Origin of the sequence: Alteribacillus persepolensis, assembly GCF_900099605.1 — a bacterium.
In the GTDB taxonomy this organism is placed as follows: Bacteria; Bacillota; Bacilli; order Bacillales; family Marinococcaceae; genus Alteribacillus; species Alteribacillus persepolensis.
Window position 1 is genome coordinate 52,566 of sequence record NZ_FNDK01000017.1, and the last position, 21,489, is coordinate 74,054.

Genomic DNA, 21,489 nt, shown 5'->3' on the forward strand with positions numbered 1-21,489 from the left:
TTTAATCATAACGATCAGCTGGATACGTTACATCTATTTGCTTTCTTGCCTTTTCCATAATCTTCGCTGTATACAGGGAAGTGGTGTGCGAATTGATAGATGATTCCAGTGACTTATTTTTGATAATATGACGAAATTCTTCTATTTCATAATACATGTCTCTATCCTCCTGAACAGCAGTGATCTCTTCTTTCGTTCCGTCATTATAATGAATGACCACGCAGCTTGGGACATTCATCGCGTCAATAATCATACTGCCTTTTTCGCCTTGAATTTCAGATGGCATATGAGAATTGGTGATTTTTGAATACATCACCACGCCTTCCATCTCTTCATAATCAAAAAGAATACTGCCTTCTCCATCTACATTCGCTTCGAGCAAGTGCCCGTGAGCCTTTAGTGATGATGGCATGCCAAATAACACAACCATCGGATAAATACAGTATATACCGATATCCATTAACGCTCCGTTAGACAAGGAAGGGTTAAATGCGTTTAATACCGTACCTTCTTTGTATGCATCATACCGGGAAGAATATTGGCAGTAATTCGCAACATAACGCCTGATCGTCCCAATTTTATGCAGGTTCTCTTGTATCTGTTTGAAATTTGGCACCAGCGTGTTCTTTACCGCTTCCATCAGCGCAACCTTATTGTTCACGGAGGCATTGATCATTTCCTGTACTTCCCGAGCATTGGATGCGATTGGTTTTTCACATAACACATGTTTTTTATGATTCATCAATGTAATAGCTTGTGAAGCATGCAGTGCATTAGGGCTTGCAATATACACCGCATCGATCATTTCATCCCGGGCCATTTCCTCTAAGTGAGTAAAGACTTTCGGAATATCACACTGCTTGGCAAAGCGGCTGCCGGTCTCTTCGCTTCGTGAGTAAACAGCATATATATGTACATCTTTCACCAGTCTGGCTGCATTCATAAACCGTTCACTAATAACATTTGTTCCTATCACCGCCATGTTGATCATTTGTCATCCCCCTGCCTTTTTAAAACGTGTGATTGGACAACTTTCGGGCAGTCCTGTTTGTTTTGAAACCAGCTTGATACCAGTATGCATATCTATCATAGCATCACCGCGCTGATTATAAAACGTGTTTCCTATCCCTCCTCTTTTGTCTTATCCGCTCTTTCTTTGTTTACAAAACAAATAAAATAAGCACCCTAGAAAACATCCGGGGTGCTTGTAAGAACACCATCTATCTTTTTCGAACGGTAAACTGGCCGCGCAATACAGGCCAGCTTTGCGGAAACGGCACGCCAAGCACCCAAAAACTCCCGCCTCTTAATCCGTACTCTTCGATCGTTTTGTATTTCGCCTGGATACTGCGTGCATCTTCAAACCAAACTTCATGTTCCTGTCCTGTTTCATCTCTATAACGAAAGTAAGGGGATTGATACGTTTCATCATACTGAATGGAGGCCCCATATTGCTGTGCTAACTGAACCGCTTCTTGCGGGCTTACCGTGCGTGCAAATGTACCTTCCACCCAAGGGATGCGCCAGTCTCTTCCATAAAGCGGGATACCCATGAGTATTTTTTCACGCGGTATGACCGTTACTGCATAGTCCAGCACTTCTTTTACCTCGTGAATCGGAGCGATTGCAAGCGGCCTGCCGCCAGCCCATCCCCACTCATATGTCATCAGCACCACAAAATCAACGATTTCTCCATGAGCTCTATAATCATGCGCTTCATATAATAAACCCGTTTGTTCGGCGCTGTCTTTTGGCGCAAGCGCCGTCGAAACGGAATACCCTTGCGGCCGCAGTCTGGAAACAACGCGGCGCAAAAACTGGTTGTAATTCTCCCTGTCTTCTGGATAAATATACTCCAAATCGAAATGAACGCCTGTATACCCTTTTGCCTGCATAAGTTGCAAAATGTTTGTAATCAATGTTTCTTGAAGGTTCGTACCTCGCAGTATCGCAGCAATTCGATCAGAGTTAAAGCTTCCTTCATACAAATTCGTCACAACAAGCAGAGAGCTTGCATTATTCGCTCTGGCGGCTTGCAGAACAGCCTCGTCCTGCAATGCCGTAAGACTCCCATCTTCTTTGATGGAGTAAGAAAAAGGAGCAAGATACGTCAAGTTCCTTCCAACTTCTAACACTTCTCGTCTGCCTGCTTCTCCTAGATTCGTAATGTAGGCCATGATGTCTTTGACAGGCCTCGACCTGCGCGGAATATACAGCGTTTGTCCAATGAATATCATCGACGGATTGGGAATCTGATTGGCTTGCATGATTTCCTCCGCCGATACCCCGTAGCGCCGGGATAATACCCATAAACTTTCTCCTGGCTGAACGACATGAGGAAAAAAAGGCAGAACAAGCATTTGTCCAGCATAAATAAGAGCTGGATTCATGATTTGATTAACAGATGCCAGTGCGGAAACAGAGATACCAAAACGCTGAGAAATGTTCCACAACGTGTCCCCGGATTGTACAACATACTCACGGCCAGGTTCAGGAATCACCAGGGCTTGCCCTGCTGCCAACACATCTGGGTTGGTAAGCTGGTTTACTAAAATGATTTGATGGATATCACTGCGATAACGCTGTGATACCGTCCATAATGTGTCACCAGGTGCCACGACATGAATTTGCACAGCAGCGAACACCTCACAGATGATGTCTTTTTACCATCCTATTCGTCCCAGCCTGTCCGTTAGTCCAATTCATTCAACAGCTGCTGCAGCAAAAATCCACCTCACCTTTTTAGTGAAGTGGATTCGTAACACAGAAGAACACATGTGACATGTTTTACTTTATGATACCTAACATATACAGCAGCAGCCACACAAACCATCCCATCACGTAAATAATATACGTAACTCCCACCAGCACAGCAGACATAAAAACTTGAATGAACACAGCATCCATAAATCCGTCCGAAACGGTCATCAGTACGTTTGCAAGAACTCCCCCAATCAAGAAAATACCGCCAATCAGCCCAATGGGGAGCAGTACACGCTTCATCGGATAGATATCCCTATGGATGATGGTATAGCGTAAATAAACAAACAGAAGCAGCACGATTATATATGTAACGTCAATAGCAAACGTATCTTCAAAACGAAAACTGCCGTCTACAATTTCCCAATTGGGCATCATAAACAGCGATACAAAAAATGAAAAAGCTGCCAGAAAACCAACTACACCGTTTTTTAACCACTTATTCTGCCGCTCTCGTTTTCGTTTCTTTTCCTTCTGTTCCGGAGGCTCCCATGCAGGAGGACTTTCATAAAACCTTCCCGCCATCCGAAAAGGAAGATCCAGCGGCCGCTCCCTGTCCGCCTCGATTAACTCGGATGTTGCTATAACTTGAGGCATCAAGACCATCGGGCAGAACGTTAAATCGTACTTCATCGCTTTCAGCGGGATTGATTTAGGAACAAGATTCAAGACTTCCCCTAATTTTTTCACGTTCATTCCTTGAGCAATATAATCTTTATCTGCTTCATTTTTCCACTCGACAATTAATATCGGATACACCATAATGTTTTTAAAAAATTCAGCTGAATATAAACGGTGTCCTCGAGCCAGGTATAGAGATGTCACTTGACTATAAGGAATATGAACATCGATTTTCTTGTCCGCTGCTTTATTTTCATAGAAATAATGAATCGTCTCCTCTTTAAACACCAGAAGCTGTTTCATCGCCTGCATGGAATTTGCATGCACACATGTGTACCTCGCTAGTGCCAGTAGAACAACGGCAACAAAAAGAAATAAAAAGAAAAGACCCGGCACATCGGAAAACAGCATAGATAAGCCAAAAACAAAGAAAGCAGCAGCAATGAGCAAAAACACTCCAGCCAGCACTTTCAGGCCTGTTTTTGACTTACTTTTTATTTCATATGTAAACGTAACACGACTCTTATCCTCCAATTGTCTTCTCCTCACTATCATTCTATTCATTTTTAAGCGCCATCCAGCGGATAGGCCGATGAACGCACTGTCTGATAGTATAATAGCATAAAATGCCATCTTAATCTTTCACATGCTGGCTATTTACAAGGACTGATCATAAGACATAGCATTCGTTATATAAAAATGAAATGCTTTCGCTTTTGTTAAGGCTCCATCATAACCTGCCTTTGTGCGGTAAGAATGCATTTTTTGCTGCATCAGCATTATATGAGTAATATTATTACAAAGAACAAGCATTCAATCACTTCAGCTTAATGTATTCACGTTCAATTGCTCTAACAAGATTTCGCTGGTGCCAAGTCTCTAGACAGAAGCCGCTTTGTTCTCCTCTCCCTTCACAGCGATACACATTGCTGATGTACCAAATAAGAGGAGGCTGTATCTTGCATCTTAACAAGGATACAGCCCATTCTTTCCATCACTGTGTTTACAAGACAGTTATGATACTAGTATTATATGTTCATCATTTAGAGCGCTTCCCATATTGCAGCGATGCCTTGACCGCCTCCGATACAAAGTGCAGACGCTCCGTATCGTTTGTTTTGCCGCTTGAGTTCATACAACAGAGAAAGACTGATGCGTGCTCCACTTGCCCCTAACGGGTGTCCCAGCGCCACTGCACCACCATTTATATTCCCTTTCTCCGGATCAAAATCAAGTTCTTTCTGGCAAGCAAGATACTGCGCCGCAAATGCTTCGTTAATTTCAATCAGATCTAAATCTGATACTGTCATATTAGCTTTCTTCAGTGCCTGCCGTATCGCCGGGGCCGGCCCGATTCCCATGTGTTTAGGATCTACCCCGACAATGCCGTAGGAGACAAGTCTTGCCAGTGGTTTGATATTTCGTTTTTCTGCATAATGACTAGAAGTTACGATTAATGAAGCTGCTCCGTCATTGATACCGCTTGCATTTCCAGCGGTCACTACACCATCTTTTCTAAATCGCGGCGGAAGATTGGATAATACATCGACCGGGGTATGTCTTGGATGCTCATCTTTTTCTATAATAACGTCTCCTTTTCTGTTTTTCACTGTATATGGCACAATTTCTTCTGCAAAACGTCCGCTCTCTGCTGCTTTTAATGCCTTCACATGACTATTCGAAGCAAATTCATCAATGTCTTCGCGCTTGATGTCGTATTTTTCTGCAAGGTTTTCAGCAGTAATGGCCATCGAACAATCTCCATATGGATCATACAATGCTTCCCATAAGTAGTCTTCCATCGGAGCTTTTCCTAACGGCAGTCCCCACCTGGCTCCACGTATCACATGAGGAACTTGACTCATGTTTTCTGTTCCGCCGGCTAACACCACATTTGCTTCTCCTAATTGTATGGACTGTGCTCCATTTACAATAGCTTGTAATCCCGACCCACACAGCCGATTTACTGTCAGCCCCGGTACGTGCTCCGGTATTCCGGCTTTTAATCCAACGTGTCTTCCCATATAAATAGCATCTGAGCTCGATTGAATCACATTTCCAACAACAACTTGTTCTACCTCTTCTGGCTCCACTTCTGATTTTTTCATCGCAGCTGCCGCAGTGGCAGCTGCGAGGTCAATAGCTGTTTCATTTTTAAAAGAGCCCCCAAATTCCGTGAACGCTGTGCGTGCTCCATCAATAACAACTACTTCTTTCGACATCTTCTCCACCTCTTTTATGCAGTATTTTCTATGGATTCCACTACTTATCGTACAACGAAGCTGGGACAAAAGGATAGGAAACACTGAATAATCCGAACAATTTCATTGGAAATCAGTTTGGATTATTTGTTTGTAACAGCAAATGCTATCGCTGCTTTGTCCCCCACCTTCGCGTTCCACTTCTGCGGGCATAACCTCTGCTGACTTGGTAAAGAAAAGCCCTTTGCCATGCTGATTTTCGGATTGTGCTGGTCGAAGCTGGAATCTTCATATGGTGACGATGCTTACGTCAAATATCCTTTCCTATCTTATTGTTCGGCTTTTGTGAAACCTGTTTGAGATTTGTCCCAGGCTCTTACTGCTTTAACTAGTTCCAGGACGAAGCATCACACAAAGCAGATATTTTTTCTTGTACATTTGTTACATCTACTGCTCTCTGCAATGGTTCCCCTGCAGAAAGGAACATTCTTCTTTTCTAAAGTGTAGAAATATTTATAATTTTTATATACTGTGCCATCAGAAAGTATGGCAACATCCTTTCATCCTGCATCAATACCTGCAGCTGAATTTTTTTAGGTAATTCTTGCACTTCCATTTCTGCAAGAATCGAAACAAAGTATTTCCCACTTGGGTTACGTCTAACAGCGACATGATGAATACGCCCATCGACTGTACGGCTTTTAGCAAATTTCACCCATCCAAGTTTAGGTAGCTTCATTTTATTATTGATAATAGTAATATTTCCGTTTGTATGTTTGGCTGTGTAAGACTGAACTTTATTCTTTTTAGACTTAAATCGTGGTGCTTTGTTCTGTTTCTTGAAGAACCGAGTATAAAAGTCCGCAAGGTTTTTAAGTGATGGTTGAACAGCCGTATTATCCCTTCAACCAAACGAATTCTTTTTTTAGCTGTGTTAACTGAGAGGAACAAGCGTTATACATTAATCCTTTTCCAATTTCTTTATACGTACCATTCCATCTTGATAAGAAATGATTAAATACAAAACGACTGCACTCAACTGTTTTAACAGTCAGCACTTTTTGTTCTTTGCTGAGCAGATGCGAAACTTATATGCTTTGTTTACTGGCGTTGGTTTTCACCCCCTCTCTGTATATTATTTTAATATAGATTGATTATATATGGTACTAACCCATGCGACACTCTTACTCCCTCTAATAACAGGCGTTTTTGCGACTTACATTTGCCGTTATGAACACCAGCAAAATGCATGGAAGCAACTAGGCGCCCTCCCCCTTCGCCGAATGCATGTGTATATGTCTAAATATGTACTCGTTGCTTTTCTAATAGGTATTATTCAAGCTCTCGTCCTCGCTGGCTTATTCATGGTTGGATTGTTACAAGGATTTTCAGACCCTTTTCCTTGGGATAGTGTGGTAACAAGCATTTTCTGGGGATGGGTTGCTTGTTTACCGCTGATCGCCTTGCAATTATGGGTTTCTACTGCGTGGGATAGTTTTGCCGCCCCGCTCGCTGTCAATGTTGTTTTTACACTTCCTTCGATTCTCATAGCTAATTCTGAAAACTTCGGCCCCTGGTACCCGTGGGCACAGCCATTTTTAATGATGGTGCAGCCCCTGCAAGAAGGAAGTGATTTTGCTGTATCTCTAACCACGTTATTTATTGTGATTACTGGAAGTTTTGTCGTTTTTCTAGGCAGCGGCAGTCTTTATTTTTCGAAAAAAACCATGTAATCACGTGAAAAGACAGACAGTCCTGCATAAGAACTGGTCTGTCTTTTTTCTCTATACGTCCTCATCACTGACACTCTCGACAAACACCCTGCCGTACATCTTGGAAAACTTCAGCCGCTTTTGAAACGAACCGGGTTAAAGCATAGAAACTGCTCTTTTTTTCGACATTGTTATCCACGGTCATCATCAAAAACAATAACGGGTTTATATGTTTTGCCGGACTCCATATCCTTTATAGCGTTGTCCAGTTCATCCATTCTGTATTTACGAACCATCTTATCAAAAGGAAGTTTTCCTTCTTTATAATACGTAATCATTTCCGGTATAAATAGCTTAGGAACAGATTGTCCTTCCACTACTCCAACTAGTGTTTTATTAGAAGGTATTAACTCATCATGAATATGAAATTCTAGTTCCCCTGCAGCACCAACAACGGCAATGGTACCAAGAGCGCGAACTGAACGAATCGCTTGAAGGACCACTGCCGGGACACCTGATGATTCTACAGAATAATGCGCACCACCGCCAGTAATGCGTTGAACTTCTTTGACAGGATCGTCTTTCTCTCCATTAATAACATGGGTCGCTCCTAACTCTTCAGCCATTGAAAGACGTTCCTCTTGAACATCCACTGCAATGATATGCTTACAATGCGCTAAGTTGGCTCCCATTACTGCACTCAGCCCAACGGATCCACAGCCAAATATAACAATCGATTCACCAAAGCCTGGCTCGAGTTTATTTAATACAGTACCTACCCCTGTCTGAATCCCGCACGCGAGCGGTCCTAACAGTGCTAAATCAATCGATTCGTCTTCAATTTTAACCGCATTTCGTTCGTTGCAGACAGAATGTGTAGCCAAAGAGGATTGTCCAAATAAATTAGCTATCTTTTTTCCATTATCTACAACTTTGGAATCCGTTGTTTCCATCGATTCACCAAAGTTGTAGCGGAAGAAGTTTTCACACGCGCTTGGCACGCCTTGTAAACAATTGGCGCACTTGCCGCAATAATTAAAAGAAATAACGACTCTATCCCCTTCTTCAAACTCGGTAACGCTCTCTCCCGTTTTCACTACCACTCCAGCACCCTCGTGTCCAAGCACGATTGGAGATGGCGTAGGAATCGCAGCGTGCATAACCCCAAGGTCTGTATGACACAATCCCGTCCCTGTGATTTTTACTAATAGTTCATCAGCACCTATTTCCTGCAACTGTACACCCTTCAATTCCGCCTTTTCATTTTCTGACACATATGCTTTTATATCCAAGCAAGGCACCTTCTTTCGAGCACTTTTTATAGTATCCATCTATGAAATAAGATGTACCCAGACAAAACATGTTATTCTGCATATATTTTAACATACAAGCTGATACCTTATCGCTAATGGGGGCGGGGTGAAGATTGTTTCCCGCCCTGCCTGCCCTCCATCCGCTTACATGCTGCACATACTTCGCGACCCATTTTCCTTGACGCTGCTCTTTTCAGCTGATACTTGTCATTGCCTGCCTGATAAACAACGGTGTGTTACTAAAACAGTTTCCCGCACTTTTTACTGCACCGTATAAGACGCTATCACTGCTATGCCAAACTGATTATAAGCTTGTCAAACACGTAATATTTTCTTTTATTCATAAAATGTTTGACAGAATATTACCAAAAATTATATGTTAACTATAGGTGAATTTATAGATAATATATTTAACCATTGGCAATTTAGGAGGATCATGTCTATGCTTGCAGCTACAGAAGAAAAAAAAGGTATTCAATCGATTGAACTAGCTTACTCTGTATTAAAAACTATTTCTAATGCAGATAAACCACTAACAATAACAGAAATATCAAAAGCATGCGGAATGTCAAAAAGTCAGCTGTACCGGTATTTAATCAGCCTATGTAAAATTGGTTTTCTAGAGAGAAAAGAAGACCTTACTTATTCACTTGGCAGTGAACTGACGTTGTTGGGACTTCGCTCTATTGAAAAGGTCGATATCCGTGAAAAAGCCCAGCCGTTTATCCAAGAACTCAATGATTCATTAGATGAGACGATTGCTTTAGCGATTTGGGGAGAAATTGAAGGCCCTATATTTATCAGCTGGGAAGAAAGCAAAAAGCCGATTAATTTAAATGTGCGGGTGGGCTCTACGATGCCTTTAACACAAAGCGCCACAGGGAAAATCTTTTCCGCGTTCTATCCACGAGAGAAAACACTGCCTTTTATTGAAAAAGAGTTGGAACAAAATGGGAAAACATTAGAGGAATTTGAAACAGTTATGGAAGGTGTAAAAAGAGACGGTTATGCTTCCATTAATGATTATATTCCGGGTATCACTGCATTATCTGCTCCTATTTTCAATCAAAATAAAGACCTTGTCGCTGCGATGAACGTCATTGGACTGTCGAGCGTACTCAATGTCTCTCCAGAATCACAAGCTGTGCAGGAATTGTTAGAAAGCTGCCGTATCTTGTCCAGAAAATTAGGCTACAGTATTTAATGAATACTTGCATACACAAAAGAGCTGTATCAAAAGGTCTTAAAAAAGGCCTTTTGACAGCTCTTTTCCGTTCTATAAGATGGATGAAGGATAACTTATAGTCTCTCCTATAAATAAGCTCTTCCGGTTTGCCTGCCGCGGACAAGGCTTCAGCGCTTGCTTCGACACGCATCTCGGTGTTGGCTGCACGATGTGGCTGGTCTTAGCCGACGTCGAGCAGGCTTCTTGCCTGAGGACCATTCCACCATGAAAGATAAAAACGTTTGTACGAAAAAGCCGTCCCTGTAAACAGAGGCGGCTCTTCTTCTGCAGCATTATTCAGCTTTTTTCGTATAATACTCTGGTTCAGGCTGTTTTGCAGGTTTTTTACGCAACACATCGTTTAATACATCTAAATGTCTGTCTGCATTTTCATACTCCGGCTTAGTCGCTAACGAGACAACAACCATCACGAGCGCGGCTATAGCCATAGACGGGACAACGGGCAAGAATCCAAAGTCAGGAAGCCAATCCGTAAAGAAATAAACAGGCACCAACACAGCACCGGCCACTAAACTCGAAATCGCACCATAACGGTTTAACCGTCTCCAGTACAATGCAGCCAATATGACAGGCATCATCACCACTGTGCCTGTAAAAGATAAATTGGCTATTTCAAACACACTAGCCGGCCTGATGAGAGAGACGATATACGAAATCGCAAGTAACACAACGACAAATACTCTCCCATAAAACACTCCGTTAATGTCTTTATCCTTACCAAAATACTTTTCAATTACATCTGTTGTAAACATATTACTCATCGTTAAGAGCTGAGCATCCATCGTGGACATGACCATCGCGAACAGACCTGCCAGGGCAAGGCCGCTCATCCATACCGGCAAATACTCAAACGTCAGCATAAAGACGATGTTATCTGACTGCGCTCCTTCAAGACCAGGAATTAATACCGCTCCCCATACACCAAGTGTAACGGCGAGAATATAAATAAAAGACATACCCAGCGGATACATGACACTATTCTGCCTTAAAACCGTACTGCTTTTTGCTGCTAACAAACGCAAAATAACGTGCGGGAAACTCAATACAACAAAGGCAAACAAAAGCCACTGGCTAAACCATCCTTGCCATGAAAAAGCTGGACTTCCATCTCGCGACAGCAAGTGCGGCTGTTCTGCCATTACGCGTTCGGTCAGCGCACTAAATCCGCCTTGTCCATTAGCAATCATTACGACCGCAATCAATAAAAAGACAGCAAAAATGACCACCTGCAGGGCATTCGTTAACACCGTTCCTCTCATGCCGCCGCCCCACACATAATAACCGACAATCACGGTAATGATTAACGAGCCGAGCCAATACGGGACAATGCCATTCGTAAATGTTTCAAAACCAGCTCCTGCCCCGATTTGTCCGGTAACAACATAAGGCATTGTATAAACGGCAAATATAATAAACATAATTAATGCAACGGTATCACTGTTAAATCGTCCACCGAAAACTTGGCTTGGCGTGCTGTAACCAAACTTTTTCCCTAATACCCAAATTCTCAACCCGAAATAATAGGTTGTAAAACCTATTAAAAAGGAACCAGCTCCCATAATAAGCCCGTACATTCCAAAACCATTATGATAGGCTCCCCCAGGCATTCCCAGCATCACAAATGATGACAGGTTCGCTCCGATAATAGCGCAAAATAAGAAAAAGCCTGAAATAGACCGGCTGGCTAAAAAATAATCTTCACTCGTTTTCTTTGTTTGCCGCTGGCTGACCCAGCCAATTCCAACCACCAATAGTGTGTATAAAGCCATTACGACAAATACAACGATTGTTCTGCTGTCCATTCCTCTCCCCCCTTACTCTTCAAAATTTTCAGGAATATCCGGCCAAATGACTTTATAAGCAAAATACAAAAAGACCGATGCTAATACCCCTCCTACCAGTACTTGAAACCATAGAGCAATCGGCATAAAACCAAACAAGATAGGATGGATTTGATCAAACCACCAAAAATCAAAGTGCAGCACCGTTAATATAATAAAACCGATAACAACTAACGTTTTTTTTAAAGCCACCCATGTTCCACTCCTTTCCGCATTTTTTATGTAACATCTTTTCCTCAATATAAGAATACGCTTTCAAAAAAAGAAAAAATGTAACAGATAAAATGTTTCATTCATACCTCCTTTGTTTGACAATTGTTAATATTGTTAACTGATTGTTTCGTCACAATTGTAGGAAAATATAATGAAATTGTCAATAACATTGTCCTATACTGAAGAAAAGATAAAAAATGTATAGGGGGATTAAATTCCTGGCTGCTGTCCCCCATCAATCATTATCTCTGTTCCTGTCATCGATGACATGCGTTCTGACAACAGCAACAGGGTCATGTCTGCAATTTCATTTGGTTCTACCATATGTCCTAGAGGAATTGCAGATAAAACGTTTTCTTTTTGTTCTTCAACAGTAATGCCTTTTATTTTCGCATTTTGCTCTGCAAGCTTATGGGCACGTTCTGTTGCAGTAACACCTGGAGAAATAGCATTGATGCTTACGTTATACGGTGCTAATTCTTTTGATATCCCTTTTGTAAATGCGACTAAAGCTGCATTGGTTGTACTTCCCGGAAGAAAAGCAGGGTTTGGTGTTCTTCCTGCTGCTCCAATAATATTTACGATTTTACCAGACCGGTTGGACATCATGTGACGTCCCACTGCCCGAACCATTCGAATGTAGCCTAATAACTTCAAATTCCATGCTTGTAAAAAATCCTCGTCTTTGCCTTCAAAAAAAGAGCCAGCTGGTGCGGAACCTGCACTATTTACGAGGAAGTCAATCCGTTCAAACGTGGAAAAAACAGTGTGAATAGCACGGTCGAGTGATTCTTTTTCCGATAAATCTGCGCTGATTGAGTGGATTGCTGCTGATGTATCTTTTGCGCAAGACGACAGTTCACTTTCAGCTTGTTGAAGCCGGCTTTTGTCTCTTCCAATAATGAGAATATTAGCTCCTTCTTCTGCCAGAGCTTTTGCTGCGGCAAATCCTATGCCGGCACTGCCGCCAGTTATCACAGCATTTTTATTGGCTAAACCAAGTTTCATCTTGCATCCTTCCTCTTTTTATATGTTTGCTTTTTCTTTATTCCTTGTTCATTAACAAATACCAGTTATTTGCCTGGTTCATCACTTTTTGCTTTTTCTTCATTTTCCTCAGCCGGGAGTAAACGGTAGCCTTCGACTGTTCATCCGCCGGGATGGTCTCCATCGTATTCTTACAAAATCTAACTATTTTTTTGGCACTGGCTCCTGGATGTTTTTCTAAACAGTAAACAATGGAGTCCTCTAAATCATATTGCTTTTTCTTCAAGTGACTCACCCTCTGTATTACATACAAGATTCTGATTGATGAAGTGAAACTCGCCGATGCCCATATCTTTTAGTATTTTCACAGCCAAAACGTCCGTTTCGTTCTTGTCGAGTACTTGTGTAAATGTTGTTTGTTCCTGCCGGTAACGCATTTGCAGGCAAATGCCTCCCATTGTTTTGATACGTGAAAGTGCCTGCTGAAAATGATGATGACAGTCACAAGCCATAGTAGGGCATTGGCTGCATTGCTTATGCACATACACCGGCACCGTTTCTTGATCTTTCGAAGGAGCAGCAAACACGAAATCCGTATAACTATCCAACCGATTTTCATAAGAGATAAGCGTAAAATCACCGACAAAATTAGTTACACGCTTCTCATCTATTTTGTTTACAACGGTCTCTCTTTCTGTATACTCCTGCATTACATCTTCTGCACGCAGCATAAACATATCATGCTCATCCGCCAATGCTTTCATATCTTCAGCGCCGGCAAGCCCTCCATTTTCATTAAGCACATCACAAAGAACTACAGCTGGATAAGCACCTGCTTGTTTTGCCAGTGCGATGCCTAGTTCAACATGGGTCTGTTTGCCAAAAATACCCTTTTCATGGGCAATAACCGGAAAAATATGACCAGGCCGCTTAAACTCTTCCGGCTTTCTCGCGGAATCTATTAATGCAGCAATAGTTTGATATCTTTCAAAAGCCGAAATGCCAGTCGTTGTTTCTTCAATATCCACAGACACCGTATATGATTGGACCTCTTCGTTTGAAAAGGGAGATTGTTCTTGCAATGTCAAATCCAGCTCTTGTGCGCGGCTATCCTCGATGCCGACACTTACTAATCCTTTAGCGTATTTAATCATAAAATTAACCGTTTCTGATGTTGTGTGATCAGCTAAACCCAGCAGTTTCCCTTGTCCTTTTGCATCCCTCAGCACAATCAAATTTCCTTGAGACAATTCCTGTAAAGCCCGTTTCACTGCAAGATTCATGACATACACCTTCTTTTTTTAATTAGAAAAACGTTGCCTGCCGCCGAGTCCTTACGGCGGATACCGTCGTTTTACTCATACTTTGATTCTTTAACAACGTATAAAAGTAAAAAGAGGGAGCGCACCTGCACTTCTTATAGCCCCCTCCTCTTTTTGCCGTTCTACTGTGTTCTATTACGCATTTGTCGCTTCTACTTTGATGTTGCTGTCTTCAAAGTGAGGAAGAACGTCTCTGGCAAAGCGCTCCATGGATTCCATTGTTTCTTTATGGGACAACCCTCCAAAGTCAAAGTAGATAATAACTTCTTCAATTCCAGACTCTTCTACTTCTTTTAGTTTTTGAATAACATACTCAGAATCCCCAACGATGATGCTTTGATCTCCAAGATCTTCTGCTTTCATTGTTTTTAGTCGTTCAACAATATCAGCAAAGTAACGGATGTTAGGCGGCGCAGTACTTGGGTCACTTGGGAACGCTGGAACAAGTCCAGTGAAGTACTTCAGCATACGCTGCTTTGTTTTTTCCGTTTCTTCTTTTGACTCCGTTACGTTTAAGAAGTAAGAACATCTTGCTTCTTTTCCGGAGAAACCATGTTCAGCAGACTTGTCTTTAAACGTCTTCACGGCGTTGTGAATGCTTCCAAATACCATGTTGGCAGCAAATGGAGCATAGATAACGTTTTCTCCCATTTCAGCTGCTTTCAGTGCAGATGATTCACTAAACGAAGCAACATAGATTGGCGGATGCGGATCTTGAACTGGTTTTGGCGTTAATTCCACTTCTGGGAACTTGAAGAATTCGCCGTCGTAAGAAAGGCTGTCTTGTGTCCAAGCTTTTTTAATAATGTCAAGCTGCTCGTAAAAGATTTCTCTACTTTTATTAAAGTCTACTTGGAAGACATCATATTCGCGTTTGTCATAGCCTCGTCCAGCAGAGAAAATCGCTCGGCCGTCACTTACTAAGTCCAATAGTGCATATTCTTCTGCCATGCGGATCGGATGGTTAGCTGGAAGCAGTACAGTAGCTGGCGCCAGCTTTACTTTGCTCGTTTTTGCCGCTACGTAAGAGAGCAGCATGGACGGGGAAGGAAGAACACCAAGTACGCTGAAATGGTGTTCTGGCACCCATACAGAGTTAAACCCTAAATCTTCTGCATATACGCATTGTTCAATCAAATCTTTTACCATTTGGTTTGGATCTTTTCTTGTATCGCCGTATTCAATTGGATTATCAGTTAGTGTAAAATAACCAAACTTCATGTACTATCTCTCCTTTGTTTAACAATCGTTAACAACAGTTAACTATCGTTGTTATTTATGATTATATAAAACGCTTTCAACAAAGTCAATAAATTTTCTCACTTTTTTCACTAAACAAAAAATAGCACTGAGAAAAATCCGCTTTTCTCAGTGCTTCCGCTGATCAATTCATGTCTTATTTATAAAATGCAGCGGGAATAGGTCCAAATTTGCGACGGTGATAGAGCATCGGGTCTTTTCCGCTGTCCACATCAATGTCTAATACGTTCCCGATTAAAATGGTGTGATCACCAGCTTCTACCTGTTGAAACGTCTCACATTCAAGCACCGCAAATGCATCAGCAATAACAGGCAGGTTATGTTCTGAAACCTTCCACTCGCAGCTTCCAAAACGGTCTGTGTCTTTACTTGCGAATGTTTTACACAATTCCTGCTGGTCGCCTGCTAACACGTGAACGGCAAACTTGTCTGCTTTTTTAAAAATATCCAAAGAAGATACGCCATGGTCAATGGACCACAGTATCATGAGGGGGTCCAGTGAAACGGACGCAAATGAATTGACAGTAAGGCCAACCGGAGTCCCATTTTCATCTTGGGTCGTAACAATGGTCACTCCTGTGGGATAGTTTCCCAGTGCTTCTTTAAACAGTGCTTGTTTGTCTGTACTTTTTTGCAAATTTTTCAACTCCTTTATCATGATTTATAATCTATCATAATCTTCATCTTGTATAAATTCAACTATTGTGAATAAAAAATAAATTAATTATACTATCGTTAACAATATGTGTCTTTTGGACAGCTTTGACCCTAGTTGGAACAACACGTCATCCAGTTCTGCCTTCGCTTTTTATATCTCTGCACGTGTAAAACGATTTTACGTCCACGATTTACCGATTTAATGTTTGCTGTCTTATTCGAAGGACGCTATCGAAGCTGCAGACACCACCGAAGAAAAACAGGCGGTGAAATCTCGGGGCTACTGAAAAAATCCAATATTTTTAAATATCAGCCGGGGCTGTCGCAAAAGGTCATAATTCACGACCTTAACCAGCTGCATAAGCTGGTCATAAAAAAATACCATGGTCACCATCTGGAGGGATGGCGTCCATGGTATTTTACGTTAAGAGCTTTTGATACAGCCCCTTCTTCTATCATGCACTGTTTGGTTAAATCGACTGAACAGCTTCTTTCACAGAAGTTGGATTCGCACCTGTTATTACTTGAAATTCTTTTCCAACTGTTGCATCATTTTCTAAGGATGCCACGATAACACGTGCAATATCTTCTCTTGGCACTTCATCTATTTCCACTTCTTCAGCCACTGTTACCGCTCCAGTTCCTTCAGCATTTGTGAGTCTTCCAGGATGTATAATCGTATAATCCAAATCTGTTCCCTTTAACCATTCATCTGCATAGTGCTTGGCTGCCACATATGGTGCAAACGACTCCGAAGCATCCAGAATCGCCTGGCGTCTCGTGTCAAATGAACTAATCATTACAAATCGTTTTACACCAGCTTTCTTCGCTGCCTCAATGGTTTTCACCGCACCATCTAAATCGATCATAATGGTTTTGTCTTTTCCCGTATGCGGACCAGAACCTGCAGTAAATACAACAGCATCGACACCTTCTGCTGCTTTTGCAATGGTGTCAATATCTTGTTCTAAATCGACAACGGACGTTTCCGCCCCCAGTTCTTTAAAGAAAGAGGCTTGTTCCTCTTTACGGATCATTGCTTTAGCATTTAAGCTGTCACTTTCTTGAATAAACGTAACAAGATGTTTTCCAATTTGGCCATTTGCTCCAACAACAAGAACTTTCACTGTCTACACCCTTTCTCGTGACATTGTATAAAAGAAACATTCACTCTTTTATTGTGCATTTCTTCCCTTTTATTGTAAATCAAAACGGACTGGCTATGTATGCACCTGCTTGTCTTAAGCCTTTATATCATAATAAGTATGATAACCGCACCTGTTAAGCAGCACTGCTGCTGTCTCTCAGCAGATAACGCTCATCCTGTGCTTATTCACGTATGAATAATATGTTTCCCATGTCTTTACATCCTTTGCTTCTCTTTCCTTACACTCTTTTGTCAATAAATAACGATCTCCTGTTTCTTGTGAAAGATAGAGCGATTACCAAACTACCACCGTCTGTTCCCATTAACGGCGAACCTTTACGCTGTTGAGCCATTTCACTATTTCCGGGTCTCTATGAGAAAAGAACAAACTCTCTTTCGTATCCAACAAAGCGATGTTCTCCATGTCCTCATGACTTAGTTCAAAATCAAAAACGTTAAAGTTCTCAATGATGCGCTCTTTATGAACAGATTTTGGAATTACGACGATATCTCGTTGAATCAGCCAGCGCAAAATCACTTGAGCGACCGACTTGTTGTGCTTTTCACCTATGGATGCTAAAACATCATGTTGAAAAATATTATTTTTTCCTTCTGCAAAGGGTGCCCAGGACTCTAGCTGAACATTGTTCTCTCTCATTAGTGCAGCGCTTTCGACTTGCTGGTTAAAAGGATGTGTTTCCACCTGATTCACTGCAGGAACAATGTCATTATGCGTAATAAAATCAACAAGGCGGTCCATGTAGAAGTTACTTACCCCGATAGCCTTGATCTGTCCTTCACGATACATCTCTTCCATCGCACGCCAAGCACCAAATACATCACCATATGGCTGATGAATTAAATATAAATCGATGTAATCCACCTGCAGTCGTTCCAGTGACTTTTCAAACGCTGTTTTAGCACGATCATATCCGGCATCTTGAATCCACAGTTTCGTCGTAAGAAATATGTCTTCTCTTGGGACACCGCTTCGTTTAATAGCTCTTCCGACGGCTTCTTCATTTTTGTACACCGCCGCCGTATCAATCATGCGATATCCTGCCATAAGCGCATCATAAACAGATTGTTCGCATTCTTCTTGATCCCTAATCTGATACACCCCAAAGCCGATAATAGGCATCTTTACTCCATTGTTTAATGTTACTGTTTTCATCAAACAGCCTCCTATCTCTTTTTATTGCACAGTAAGCCGTGCTTTCTTGCATACCTTTCGAGATATTGATATACAATTCCTGCATGATGGACGCTTTGATAAACGGATCTCCTTTGCCTATCGAGAAATCACCGGAAACGAAGAAAGTTGTTCCCGTCCCGTATTCTCCTATATTAATGCTTCCTGTTACAAGCTTTTCTTTAGGATGTCTGGATATCCCAGCTCACCCGTAATGGTATTCCACATACCATACACCTGCAGGTTTTCACGAAACTGCATCTGCTCCTTTAACGCCACTTTTTATATTTTGTCGGCACTAAAGAAGTCAAACAGAGGTTCACACCCTCCGTTCGACTTCTTTTCCATCACTCAGGAATATACGGGAGATCCGGATCTTTGGGTACATTAATGACATGGGCTTCTACATAAGAAAGCAAACCTTCATCGCCATATTCACGTCCAATACCAGACTGTTTCACACCGCCGAAAGGAAAGCGTACATCCAGTCCCTGCACAGCAGCTGTGTTGATCATCGTTGTACCTGCTTCAATCCGGCTGGCAACTTGAATAGCATGGTCCTCTTCGCCCCAGACAGAGCTTGTCAGCCCGTAGATGCTGTCGTTGGCTAAAGAGACCGCATGCTCATCATCATCAAACGGCAGTATAGGCACAGTTGGACCAAATTGCTCTTCTTCTACAATCGGATCGTTATATCCAGCGTCCAACACTAAGGAAGGCTGCATAAAATACCCTGTTCCAAAAGCATCAGAATCGATGATCTCACCAAGCGGGATTACTTTGGATCCCCGGCTTTTGGCATCTGTAATCAACCCTTGCACGTATTTGACTTGATCTGCATTATTTACCGGCCCCACAGTCACATCCTTGTTAAAAGGATCGCCGACTCGAATCCACTTGTTGGCAGCTTCGATATATTTCTCGACAAACTTGTCATATATAGAGCGATGCACATAGATCCGTTTGGCAATCATACAAATTTGACCAGTGGTTAGAAAGTTTGCAATCACAAGGCGGCGCATCGCCTGTTCATCGTTCACATCAAAATCAGAGAGAACGATGGCAGCGTCATTCCCACCCAATTCCAGGGTCATATTTTTAATCGTATCAGCAGCACTTTTCATGATCTTCTTTGCCGTTTCCGTTCCGCCTGTAAAAGCAATTTTGGCAACCTTGGGATTGGAAGTAAGCTCTACGCCGACATCAGCTTCTCCATGAACCAGGTTAACCACACCTTTTGGAAACTCTTCTGCAATTATTTCGACCACTTTGCTGACTGTAAGCGGCGCAAACGGACTTGGTTTGATTACTATTGTATTTCCCGCAAGAAGAGCAGGCGCAATCTTGATGGTGGACAGAGAAATTGGATAGTTCCACGGAGATATTGCAGAAACGACGCCAATTGGGGTATTCCTGATTATCGTCTTACCATCCTCGCGTTCCTGCACGTCATCTTTAAGTACATCTTTTGCTGTGCTGGCAGCGTGTTCCATCCACATCAATGACACACCCATTTCACCTTCTGAATCATACAGCGGTTTGCCGTGCTCACGAGATAGAAGCTTGGCCAATTCTGGTGTTGCATCCTTCAACTTTTTAATCGCACGATTCATCCGCTCTATTCGCTCTTCCATTGGAATCTTAGACCAACTAGAGAATGCATCGGACGCAGCGTCGATGGCACGCACAGCATCTTCTCTCGTGTTGACTGGTGCATACCCAGCAATTTCTTTTGGGTTTGCCGGGTTCTCACGGGAAATTTTCTCTTCTGTTGTCACCTTCTCATTATTAATAATCGCTTGAATGGTTACAGGTTCTTTTGACATTACGCTATTTCCCTCCTGCTGCAGATAATATAACTTACGATGATAGAGTTTGCCGCCTGTGTATAACTCGCCAAGCTATGTGGAGATAGAAACCCCTTTACTGGCAGCGACCTTTCTTTTTCAAAAGATAGGATACTTTGTATCAGTATTTAAGTCATCTCGGTCTTTATGAACGACCCGGATTGTTTTACCGCCAGACCGACTTTATGCGAATGAACATGAAAATGTGTTCATGGGGTTTTTACAACTGCTTCTCTTCTAATATTATGATTCATCGTGTCCTCACCTTTCAACTCATCTGATTGACAGCCATTTTCCTGGTGGTTCTTAAACAGTTATCCTATGTTTTTCATTATCTATCCCACATAACGGTTCCATTATTATTTTTTTGCCACGACCGTGCATATACCTAATTTCTTCATTACTCTAAATCCTGCATTCTATATCTTTTACTCTGTGATTAATGAGGCAAGTTCAGAATAGTTTCTTCTTTGCAAAGCTGCTCCTTAGAACGGAGATCGTTAAAGCTAGTATGATTGTTCTCATTGGCCAGTATGTAACGGCAGCTGGTTTAATGTCTTATTCTTCATATAGCGGCTCTTCTTTCATCTTGCTCCTTTTGCTCGAAACCTCTCCAGTAAACAGCTGTCCATTCTTTTTGATGCCGTTTACCATCAATGGTCATAACAGATTGAATAAATGTTTTACATACAAGTCATAATAATTTTGTAAGGGGATGGTAGGATGAGTAAGAAATATACAGGCAAGCCTGCTGTCAGCTTAACTGCTACGGAAATATCGAATAGTTGGTCTGCTTATCCACAATTGGAAAAAGAAAACATCCCCATCACCGCCGTCGGAGAGGGGATTTTCTTCAATGATTCGTGCCTTTACAATAATTTTATTTAGTTATTAGTCTTCTTTATTTTTGTCTTTCACACATAATTCATTAAAGTTATAGTAAACAGAATCAATTTCATAATTCAGATCTATCACATTATAAACGAACATTATATGAAATCCCCTCGTTATCATTCAATTTTCGCTTCAGCCGGACGCTTTCCGCGGGCTTGGCTTCAGCCTCCTCGGCAGCAAGCTGCCTGTGGGGTCTTCAGCTCAAGCTTATCCCGCAGGAGTCGCCGCCTTACGCTACAATCGAAATAATGTTCGCTTTTGATAATCATAAAAGCA

At 41.9% G+C, this 21,489-nt stretch carries 18 protein-coding genes and 1 pseudogene; 3 read left to right on the forward strand and 16 right to left on the reverse strand.

From position 1 onward, the window contains the following. Position 1 precedes the first annotated feature (1 nt). The 5 genes and pseudogenes from BLT18_RS12770 to BLT18_RS12790 form a co-directional block, all read right to left on the reverse strand. Positions 2-991, reverse strand: a complete 990-nt coding sequence (locus tag BLT18_RS12770; protein ID WP_091274732.1) for a Gfo/Idh/MocA family protein — start codon at positions 989-991, stop codon at positions 2-4. A gap of 229 nt (positions 992-1,220) precedes the next feature. Next, positions 1,221-2,633 carry a LysM peptidoglycan-binding domain-containing protein gene (locus BLT18_RS12775; RefSeq protein WP_091274733.1) on the reverse strand — a complete coding sequence of 471 codons (1,413 nt, stop codon included), beginning with the start codon at positions 2,631-2,633 and terminating at the stop codon, positions 1,221-1,223. A gap of 154 nt (positions 2,634-2,787) precedes the next feature. Next, complete coding sequence (locus BLT18_RS12780) at positions 2,788-3,915, reverse strand: phage holin family protein (RefSeq protein ID WP_091274736.1); 1,128 nt, start codon at positions 3,913-3,915, stop codon at positions 2,788-2,790. Positions 3,916-4,424: 509 nt separating this feature from the next. Then, positions 4,425-5,603 carry an acetyl-CoA C-acetyltransferase gene (locus BLT18_RS12785; RefSeq protein WP_091274737.1) on the reverse strand — a complete coding sequence of 393 codons (1,179 nt, stop codon included), beginning with the start codon at positions 5,601-5,603 and terminating at the stop codon, positions 4,425-4,427. Positions 5,604-6,070: 467 nt separating this feature from the next. After that, positions 6,071-6,663 (reverse strand): annotated as a pseudogene (locus tag BLT18_RS12790) (RNA-guided endonuclease TnpB family protein); the annotation flags it as partial. Positions 6,664-6,742: 79 nt separating this feature from the next. Between BLT18_RS12790 and BLT18_RS12795 the strand changes: the two are divergent. Then, positions 6,743-7,315: an ABC transporter permease gene (locus BLT18_RS12795; protein ID WP_091274739.1), complete on the forward strand. Its 573-nt coding sequence runs from the start codon at positions 6,743-6,745 to the stop codon at positions 7,313-7,315. A 170-nt stretch (positions 7,316-7,485) separates the two neighbouring features. Here BLT18_RS12795 and BLT18_RS12800 read toward each other — a convergent pair whose 3' ends face one another. After that, positions 7,486-8,586 (reverse strand): NAD(P)-dependent alcohol dehydrogenase, encoded by a 1,101-nt coding sequence (locus tag BLT18_RS12800; RefSeq protein ID WP_091274742.1) that lies wholly within the window; start codon positions 8,584-8,586, stop codon positions 7,486-7,488. Between the two features lie 463 nt (positions 8,587-9,049). Between BLT18_RS12800 and BLT18_RS12805 the strand changes: the two genes are divergently transcribed. Continuing rightward, positions 9,050-9,811 carry an IclR family transcriptional regulator gene (locus BLT18_RS12805; RefSeq protein ID WP_175487502.1) on the forward strand — a complete coding sequence of 254 codons (762 nt, stop codon included), beginning with the start codon at positions 9,050-9,052 and terminating at the stop codon, positions 9,809-9,811. A gap of 314 nt (positions 9,812-10,125) precedes the next feature. Here BLT18_RS12805 and BLT18_RS12810 read toward each other — a convergent pair whose 3' ends face one another. From BLT18_RS12810 to BLT18_RS12855, 10 genes are all read right to left on the reverse strand, one after another. After that, positions 10,126-11,655 carry a sodium:solute symporter family protein gene (locus tag BLT18_RS12810; protein WP_091274748.1) on the reverse strand — a complete coding sequence of 510 codons (1,530 nt, stop codon included), beginning with the start codon at positions 11,653-11,655 and terminating at the stop codon, positions 10,126-10,128. Between the two features lie 12 nt (positions 11,656-11,667). Beyond that, a complete protein-coding gene (locus BLT18_RS12815; protein ID WP_091274750.1) occupies positions 11,668-11,886 on the reverse strand; it encodes a hypothetical protein in 219 nt (72 codons plus the stop codon). Positions 11,887-12,117: 231 nt separating this feature from the next. Then, entirely contained in the window at positions 12,118-12,915 is a 798-nt protein-coding gene (locus tag BLT18_RS12820; protein WP_091274752.1) for an SDR family oxidoreductase, read from the reverse strand. Between the two features lie 37 nt (positions 12,916-12,952). Then, positions 12,953-13,180, reverse strand: a complete 228-nt coding sequence (locus BLT18_RS12825) for a hypothetical protein (protein ID WP_091274755.1) — start codon at positions 13,178-13,180, stop codon at positions 12,953-12,955. Continuing rightward, positions 13,161-14,177, reverse strand: a complete 1,017-nt coding sequence (locus BLT18_RS12830) for a 3,4-dihydroxy-2-butanone-4-phosphate synthase (RefSeq protein WP_091274758.1) — start codon at positions 14,175-14,177, stop codon at positions 13,161-13,163. Before BLT18_RS12830 ends, BLT18_RS12825 begins: the two co-directional genes overlap by 20 nt. A 174-nt stretch (positions 14,178-14,351) precedes the next feature. Next, positions 14,352-15,437 (reverse strand): LLM class flavin-dependent oxidoreductase, encoded by a 1,086-nt coding sequence (locus tag BLT18_RS12835; protein WP_091274761.1) that lies wholly within the window; start codon positions 15,435-15,437, stop codon positions 14,352-14,354. A gap of 175 nt (positions 15,438-15,612) precedes the next feature. Continuing rightward, complete coding sequence (locus tag BLT18_RS12840) at positions 15,613-16,113, reverse strand: flavin reductase family protein (RefSeq protein WP_407639932.1); 501 nt, start codon at positions 16,111-16,113, stop codon at positions 15,613-15,615. Between the two features lie 490 nt (positions 16,114-16,603). Continuing rightward, positions 16,604-17,260, reverse strand: a complete 657-nt coding sequence (locus BLT18_RS12845) for an SDR family oxidoreductase (RefSeq protein WP_091274764.1) — start codon at positions 17,258-17,260, stop codon at positions 16,604-16,606. A gap of 342 nt (positions 17,261-17,602) precedes the next feature. Further along, on the reverse strand, positions 17,603-18,454 hold the full coding sequence (locus BLT18_RS12850) for an aldo/keto reductase (protein WP_091274765.1): 852 nt from the start codon (positions 18,452-18,454) through the stop codon (positions 17,603-17,605). A 365-nt stretch (positions 18,455-18,819) separates the two neighbouring features. Continuing rightward, positions 18,820-20,298, reverse strand: coding sequence for an aldehyde dehydrogenase family protein (locus BLT18_RS12855; protein WP_091274767.1), 1,479 nt, complete (start codon positions 20,296-20,298; stop codon positions 18,820-18,822). 744 nt (positions 20,299-21,042) lie between these two features. Between BLT18_RS12855 and BLT18_RS18270 the strand changes: the two genes are divergently transcribed. Further along, on the forward strand, positions 21,043-21,207 hold the full coding sequence (locus BLT18_RS18270; protein WP_175487503.1) for a hypothetical protein: 165 nt from the start codon (positions 21,043-21,045) through the stop codon (positions 21,205-21,207). The last annotated feature ends 282 nt before the right edge of the window (positions 21,208-21,489 follow it).